Source organism: Flexivirga caeni, assembly GCF_003724155.1.
GTDB lineage: Bacteria > Actinomycetota > Actinomycetes > Actinomycetales > Dermatophilaceae > Flexivirga > Flexivirga caeni.
The window spans coordinates 237,717-244,525 of sequence record NZ_RJJQ01000004.1 but is presented as its reverse complement, the minus strand read 5'-3'; the positions used below and the strand labels follow the sequence as shown (position 1 = coordinate 244,525).

Annotated in this window: 8 protein-coding genes; 5 read left to right on the top strand and 3 right to left on the bottom strand. The window is 68.9% G+C overall.

Translation table 11 applies throughout. The features are described from left to right. Positions 1–180, top strand: a 180-nt coding sequence (locus EFY87_RS20650; RefSeq protein ID WP_220093538.1) for a hypothetical protein, incomplete at its 5' end; no start/stop codon positions are given. 213 nt (positions 181–393) lie between these two features. Here EFY87_RS20650 and EFY87_RS06820 read toward each other — a convergent pair. Beyond that, entirely contained in the window at positions 394–1,773 is a 1,380-nt protein-coding gene (locus EFY87_RS06820) for a cystathionine beta-synthase (protein WP_123270711.1), read from the bottom strand. Between the two features lie 127 nt (positions 1,774–1,900). Here EFY87_RS06820 and EFY87_RS06815 point away from each other — a divergent pair, with 127 nt between their 5' ends. The 4 genes from EFY87_RS06815 to EFY87_RS06800 all read left to right on the top strand — a co-directional run bounded on the left by EFY87_RS06815 (position 1,901) and on the right by EFY87_RS06800 (position 5,006). Further along, on the top strand, positions 1,901–2,980 hold the full coding sequence (locus EFY87_RS06815; protein WP_123270710.1) for an SGNH/GDSL hydrolase family protein: 1,080 nt from the start codon (positions 1,901–1,903) through the stop codon (positions 2,978–2,980). Between the two features lie 10 nt (positions 2,981–2,990). Next, the gene (locus tag EFY87_RS06810; protein WP_123270709.1) at positions 2,991–3,410 is read left to right on the top strand and encodes an HIT family protein; all 420 of its coding nucleotides are present in this window, start codon (positions 2,991–2,993) and stop codon (positions 3,408–3,410) included. A gap of 80 nt (positions 3,411–3,490) precedes the next feature. Next, a complete protein-coding gene (locus EFY87_RS06805) occupies positions 3,491–4,714 on the top strand; it encodes an acetyl-CoA C-acetyltransferase (RefSeq protein WP_123270708.1) in 1,224 nt (407 codons plus the stop codon). 13 nt (positions 4,715–4,727) lie between these two features. Then, a complete protein-coding gene (locus EFY87_RS06800; RefSeq protein WP_123270707.1) occupies positions 4,728–5,006 on the top strand; it encodes a hypothetical protein in 279 nt (92 codons plus the stop codon). Here the strand turns inward: EFY87_RS06800 and EFY87_RS06795 are convergent. Both EFY87_RS06795 and EFY87_RS06790 read right to left on the bottom strand, forming a co-directional pair. After that, a complete protein-coding gene (locus tag EFY87_RS06795; RefSeq protein ID WP_245988508.1) occupies positions 4,995–5,786 on the bottom strand; it encodes an aminoglycoside phosphotransferase in 792 nt (263 codons plus the stop codon). The genes EFY87_RS06800 and EFY87_RS06795 overlap by 12 nt on opposite strands. 53 nt (positions 5,787–5,839) lie before the next feature. Further along, positions 5,840–6,751 carry a Bax inhibitor-1/YccA family protein gene (locus tag EFY87_RS06790; RefSeq protein ID WP_123270706.1) on the bottom strand — a complete coding sequence of 304 codons (912 nt, stop codon included), beginning with the start codon at positions 6,749–6,751 and terminating at the stop codon, positions 5,840–5,842. Between the last annotated feature and the right edge of the window lie 58 nt (positions 6,752–6,809).

Below are 6,809 nucleotides of genomic sequence, written 5' to 3'. Positions count from 1 at the left end.
ACTGATCAAGAGCAAAAAATGCTACAAAACCAATCAACCAACAAACAATTGGCATCAATCACTCGACACGCTGTTGAGTTCTCAAAAAACGACCAGACACTTATCGAGTCGCCGGTATCCGGCTGTCGACAAGGACTGCTTTTCGTTGTTTCGCTCGTCTCTTGGGCGGCAAGTCGATGATCTCGACTCTCGCGCACTTGGCTCCGAGCGACGTTGTCAGCCTAGCAGGCTCCTGGCCGGACACAAAATCCGATCATCCAGTCGTCCGTGAGCTTTGCCCGGTGAGCTCTCGCTCTCCGTTCGCGCCCCGTTGGGCTGACATGTAGAACAGTAGCCCACGGAGCGCGGAACTTCCAAATCGGCGCCGTTCCAACGAATCCGGCGACCCGGGGGTCAGTCGACCAGCAGGCCGAGCAGGTCGGCGCGGGTCAGCACACCGACCGGCTTGCCGTCCTGGACCACCATCAGCGCGTCGTGCTTCCCCAGCAGCTCGCGCGCGGCCGACACCTGCTCGCCCGCGCCGATCATCGGCAGCGGCGCCTCCATGTGGTGCTCGACCGGGTCGGCGAGATGCGCCGAGCCGGCATACAGGGCGTCGAGCAGTTCGCGTTCGCTGACCGACCCGGCGACTTCGCCGGCCATGACCGGAGGCTCCGCTTTCACGACGGGCATCTGCGAGACGGAGTATTCGCGCAGGATCTCGATCGCGTCGCGGATCGTCTCGTTCGGGTGCGTGTGCACCAGCGCCGGCAAGCCGCCCACCTTCGCGGCGAGGACGTCGCCGACCGTGCGGCCGTCCGCCTGACCGGGCAAGAAGCCGTAGCTGGCCATCCACTCGTCGTCGAAAATCTTGGACAGATAGCCACGGCCCGAGTCGGGCAGCAGCACCACGACCGTCGCCTCCGCGGGCAGCGTCGCCGCGTGCCGGAGCGCAGCGACGACCGCCATACCGCACGATCCGCCAACGAGCAGTCCTTCCTCGCGCGCGAGGCGACGGGTCATCTCGAACGACTCCGCGTCGCTGACCGCGATGACCTCGTCGACGACCGACGGATCGTAGGCTCGCGGCCACATGTCTTCGCCGACCCCTTCGACCAAGTACGGCCGTCCCGAACCACCGGAATAGACCGAGCCTTCCGGGTCGGCGCCGATGATCCGCACCCGGCCGCCCGCCCGGTCAGCGGACACGTCGCGCAGGAAGCGGCCGGTGCCGGTGATCGTGCCGCCGGTGCCGATGCCGGCCACGAACGAGGTCAGCTCGCCGTCGGTGTCGGCCCAGATCTCCGGTCCGGTCGAGTGGTAGTGGGAGTTGGGACCTTCGGGGTTGGAGTACTGATCGGGTTTCCAGCCGCCCGGCGTCTCCGCGGCGATGCGATCGGAGACGCTGTAGTAGGAGTCCGGGTGCTCCGGCGGCACCGACGTCGGCGTGACGACGACCTCTGCGCCATACGCCTTCAGCACGTTGCGCTTGTCCTCGCTCACCTTGTCGGGGCACACGAAGATGCACTGGTAGCCCTTCCGCTGCGCCACCAGTGCCAGGCCGACACCGGTGTTGCCCGAGGTCGGCTCGACGATGGTCCCGCCGGGCTGCAGGGCTCCAGACGCCTCGGCAGCCTCGATCATCCGCAGGGCGATGCGGTCTTTGACCGAGCCGCCGGGATTGACGTATTCGACCTTTGCCAGGACGGTGCAGGCGATCCCTTCGGTGACCTTCGACAACCGGACCAAGGGCGTTCCGCCCACCAACTCGACGATGTGCTCCGCGAACTTCATGGGTCGATCGTCTCAGATGCCGGATCGTCCTGTGGCGCGTGCCACTCAGTCGGCGACGGCGGCCGAGCAGCCGAGTGAGAGCATGGGGCCACGGACGAGGCGCAAGTGGAGGGTGATCCGGAGCACCATGAGTCGGGGATCGATAGCGCGCAAGGCAGCGACGTATGTCGCCGGCGGCGCCGGAGTGGGCGCCGCCGGCGTCCTTGGGGGCTGGGGTGTGCTCAAGGGCGAGGCGCTGATCGCCAGGCGCGTCGTCGGCCAGCCGTTCGACGGGGCACCGGACGACAACGGAATCTACGGGGCCGGGCCCGGCGAACCCATCGAGCTTCTGGTGCTCGGTGACTCGACGGCCAAGGGCATGGGCGCCGACAACGCCACCCAGACCGTCGGCGCGATCGTGTCCAACGCCGTGGCTGCCCACGCGGGCCGCCCGGTGCGGCTGGTCAACGTCGCCGTCGTGGGGGCCACCTCCCCCGACCTGGACGGTCAGCTCGAGCTGGCGTTCACGCAGCTGCCGCACCCGGACGTGGCACTGATAGTGATCGGCGCCAACGACGTCACCAGCCGGCTGTCCCAGACCGATGCAGTCGCCCATCTCGCTGAGACAGTCCGCCGGCTGCGCGACGCGGGCAGCGAGGTCGTCGTCGGCACCTGCCCGGACCTCGGCGTCATCAAGCCGGTGCCGCAGCCGCTGCGGCAACTGGCCCGGCGGTGGTCGCGACACCTCGCGGCGGCGCAGACCGTGGCGGTGGTGGAACTCGGCGGCCGGACCGTGTCACTCGGCGATCTGCTCGGCCACGAGTTCTCCGACAGCCCGTCCGTGATGTTCTCCAAGGACCGCTTCCACCCGTCGGCGGCCGGCTACGCGCGTGCTGCGTCGGCGCTGCTGCCCAGCGTGCTCGACGCGCTCGGCCAGACCTCTCCCGACACCGGCCGCAAACCGGACCGGATGCGTGGCGAGGCAGTGCGGACCGTCTCGTCCGCGGCGAGACGGGCAGCTCGCGATCCCGGCACGGAGGTGTCCGGCACCCAGGTCGACGGTGTCGCCCGCAATGTCCGCGGCCCGTGGGCGGTCCTGTTACGCCGTCACCGGCAGCCGCTGCCCGCCGAGCCGGCCGGACCCGAAGCGGAGGCAGGCGAGCCCGGGACGGGGCAGGACGAGACCGAACGGGCCGGACGCCAGACAGTGGAGGGCACCGGACAGTAGAATCTGTGCCATGAATGCCGAGGCCGCTGACTGCATCTTCTGCAAGATCATCGCGGGTGAGATTCCCTCGACGAAGGTCTCCGAGGACGAGGACACCTACGTCTTCATGGACATCAACCCCGGCACGCGAGGGCATGCCCTCGTCATACCCAAGCGGCATACGACCGACCTGACGACGATCGGCCCGGCCGACCTGACCAGCGTGGTCCTCAAGGCACAGGAGATCGCCAAGCGCGCCCTGTCGTCGCTGCCTGCCGACGGTGTCAACCTGATCAACTGCTGCGGGGCCGCTGCCTGGCAGACCGTTTTCCACTTCCACCTGCACGTCGTCCCCCGGTATGCCGAGGACGGCCTCGCCGTGCCCTGGAAACCGGGCCAGGGCGGCGACGCGGAGGTGATCGCCGCCGCGGCGGAGGCGCTGCGCGGCTGAACCGGGCGAAGGTGCACCAGAGCAGCCTCCTACACTGACGGCGCAACGAACGGAGCCCAGGTGCCACAACGGAGGACCACATGCCCGAAGCAGTCATCGTCGCCGCAGCACGCACGCCGATCGGCCGCGCGTTCAAGGGGTCGCTGAAGGACATCCGGCCGGACGACCTGAGCGTGCAAGTGATCCAGGCGGCGCTGGACCGGGTGCCCGGGCTGGATCCGAAGCTCGTCGAAGACCTCTACCTCGGCTGCGCTGAGCCATCGGCCGAACACGGCAGCAACATGGCGCGCGTCGTCTCGGTGCTCGGCGGCTGGGATCACCTGCCGGGTGCGACGGTCAACCGGTTCTGCTCCTCGTCGGTGCAGACCACGCGGATGGCCGCACACGCGATCAAGGCGGGTGAAGGCGATGTCTTCATTTCCGCGGGCGTCGAATGTGTGTCCCGCTATGCCGCGTTCTCCGGTGCCGGAGGCAGCAAGACCGACTCGCAGAACCCGAAGTTCGCGAGCGCCATCGCCCGCAGCGAGCAGATCGCGAAGGACAACAGCACCTGGACCGACCCGCGCGACGAGGGCAACCTGCCCGACATCTACATCGCAATGGGGCAGACCGCGGAGAACGTCGCGACGCTGCGTGGCGTCAGCCGCGAGCGCCAGGACGAGTGGGGCGTCACCAGCCAGAACCGCGCCGAGCAGTCGATCGCCGACGGGTTCTTCGCCCGGGAGATCGCCTCGGTGACCCTGCCGGACGGCACTGTGGTCAGCACCGACGACGGCCCGCGCGCCGGCGTGACCCTGGAGAAGGTGTCGACGCTGCAGCCGGTCTTCCGGGAGAACGGCACCGTGACCGCCGGCAACTGCTGCCCGCTCAACGACGGTGCCGCGGCCGTGGTCGTGATGAGCGACACGAAGGCGAAGCAACTCGGCATCACGCCGCTCGCCCGCGTCGTGTCGACCGGCGTCTCGGCCCTCTCCCCCGAGATCATGGGCCTCGGCCCGGTCGAGGCGTCACGTCAGGCGCTGCAACGCGCGGGTATGACGATCGCCGACCTGGACCTCTACGAGATCAACGAGGCGTTCGCCGCCCAGGTGCTGCCGTCGGCGGACGACCTCGGCATGGACTTCGACAAGCTCAACGTCCACGGCGGCGCGATCGCCCTCGGCCACCCGTTCGGCTCGACGGGTGCGCGCATCACCACCACGCTGCTCAACGGGCTGCAGGAGGCCGACGGCACCCTCGGCCTGGAGACGATGTGCGTCGGCGGCGGCCAGGGCATGGCGATCATCTACGAGCGGCTTTCCTGAGCGCTCCGGACCCGTGGAGGACATTCCGGCCGAGCTGCGCCGGATCGCCCGGCGATGGCGCGAGCTTCCCGAACCGGTTGCCGTCGAAAACGCAGCACTGCTGCGGGGATTCGCGCAGCAGCTAGCGGACTCGACACGAGAGGCTGCCGGCCGGGAGCGGCTCGCCATACCGGAGCTGGGGCCGGCGACGCTCCTCGATCAGCTCACGGTCATGGTGTATGACGCCCGGCGCGCGGGCCTGGACGAACTGGTCTCCCGGGGCCTGACCGAGCTGCGCCGGTCACTTCCCTAGCAGCGATTCCAGCGTGCAGCGGTAGCGCTCGACGTCGGGATCGATGTCGGACAGCACCCGGAAGACCGCGGCGCGGATCATCGCCTGACGACGCGCGCCGGCCGTCCAGTCGCGAAGTAGCCCCGGGTCGGCGCCGAACCACCTGACCAGATCCAGGACGCACACGGCATCGGCCCACAACATCGGCCGCCAGTAGGGTGCGACGTCGATGACGACCGGGGCTCCGGCACCGTCCAGCAGCACGTTCCCGGCGAGATCGGCGTGGACCAGCTGGGCCGGGCCGATCGGCTGGCCGTCGCGCAGGGCGAGCAGATCGGCGGCGAGAGCGGCCTGGCCCGCGGCGTACGAGCCGAGATCCGGGGTATCCGGTCCGAACGCAGCCCGCTCCGCACGGTCCCACCGGTGCCGCGGCTCTTGCCGCGAGAGCGGCCAGTCCGTGACGGCAGAAGCGAATTCGGCGTGCAGCAGCGCACCGGCCGCACGCACCACGGCCGGGTCGGAGCACGTCACCGTGCCGGGCTCGTAGCGGCTCGCGCTCCAGCCCTCGACCGTCCAGCTGCCGTCCCGCGCGGGGATGGGCATGGCGATGCGCAGGTCGCGCGGGCGGCGCTTCGGCCGTGTGTCGAGAGTGACCGCGAGCCGGGCGACCACGGGGCTGAGCGCATCGGCGATGACGGCGTCGCGGCCGGGACTGAGCACCAGATCCCCCGCGAGGACCGAACCGCCCTGGCCCCCGGGCAGCGCGCGCAGGTCCGCGGGCACGGCAAACAGATCGAGCACGCGGTCCGACGGGACCGCGTGCTCGATCTGTGGAGCGTTGTCCGCCGCCAGGATCAGCGGCTCTGCAGGCGGGCGAAGAGGCGCAGCAGCTCGATGTAGAGCCAGACGACCGACACGAGCAGACCGTGCGCCATCAGCCAGGAGTACTTCTCCGGCAGCCGGGCGTTGACGCCACGCTGGATGGAGTCGAAGTCGATGGCCAGCGAGTAGGACGCGAGGCCGACCGCGATGACGCTGATGATGATGCCGAGCGGGCCGGTGCCGCCGACGCCGAACGGGTTGCCGATGGCACCGGTCCAGACGAGCACCACGTTGACAAGTGCGAACAGCAGGTAGCCGATCGCCATCAGCCCGAAGATCTTGCGGGAGCGGTCGGTGACGCGGATCAGCCCGAACTTCCAGCCGGCGAACATGCCCGCGAAGACGCACAGGGTGGCGAGGACCGCCTCGGCGACGACGCCCGGGTAGACGGTGTTGAAGAAACCACTCGCCGCTCCGACGAAAAGGCCTTCACAGACGGCATACGCCACGATCAGCGGCACCGAGATGACCCGCTTGAACGAGATGATGAAGCCGATCGCAAGGCCGACGAACATGCCGCCGAGCCACAGCGCCATGCCGGCGCCCTGGTTCTCCTTGCCGACGAACCAGCCGATCGCGGCGAAGACGAGCAGCACCCCGAAGAGGCCGAGCGCCTTGGTGACCACGTCGTTGAGCGTCATCCGGCCGGACTGCGCCGCTGTCGCGGCCGGCGCGCCATACATCTTCTCCAAGTCGGGCGCCGGCTGGCCGAACTGACCCTGCTGGGGGTAACCCTGTTGCGGGTACCCCTGCTGGGGGTACCCGTAGCGTGCAGCCTGCTGCTGCTCCGGGGTGCCGAACTGGCCGTATTGGGGCTGGGCCTCGGGCAACCGCCCCTTGGACAGGTCGTCGTTGAACCGGTTGAACACCGGATTTGATGGCATGACAGCCCCTTACTGTGGTCGAAACCGGATGCAAACAATTTCTGGCACACAGTCTAGT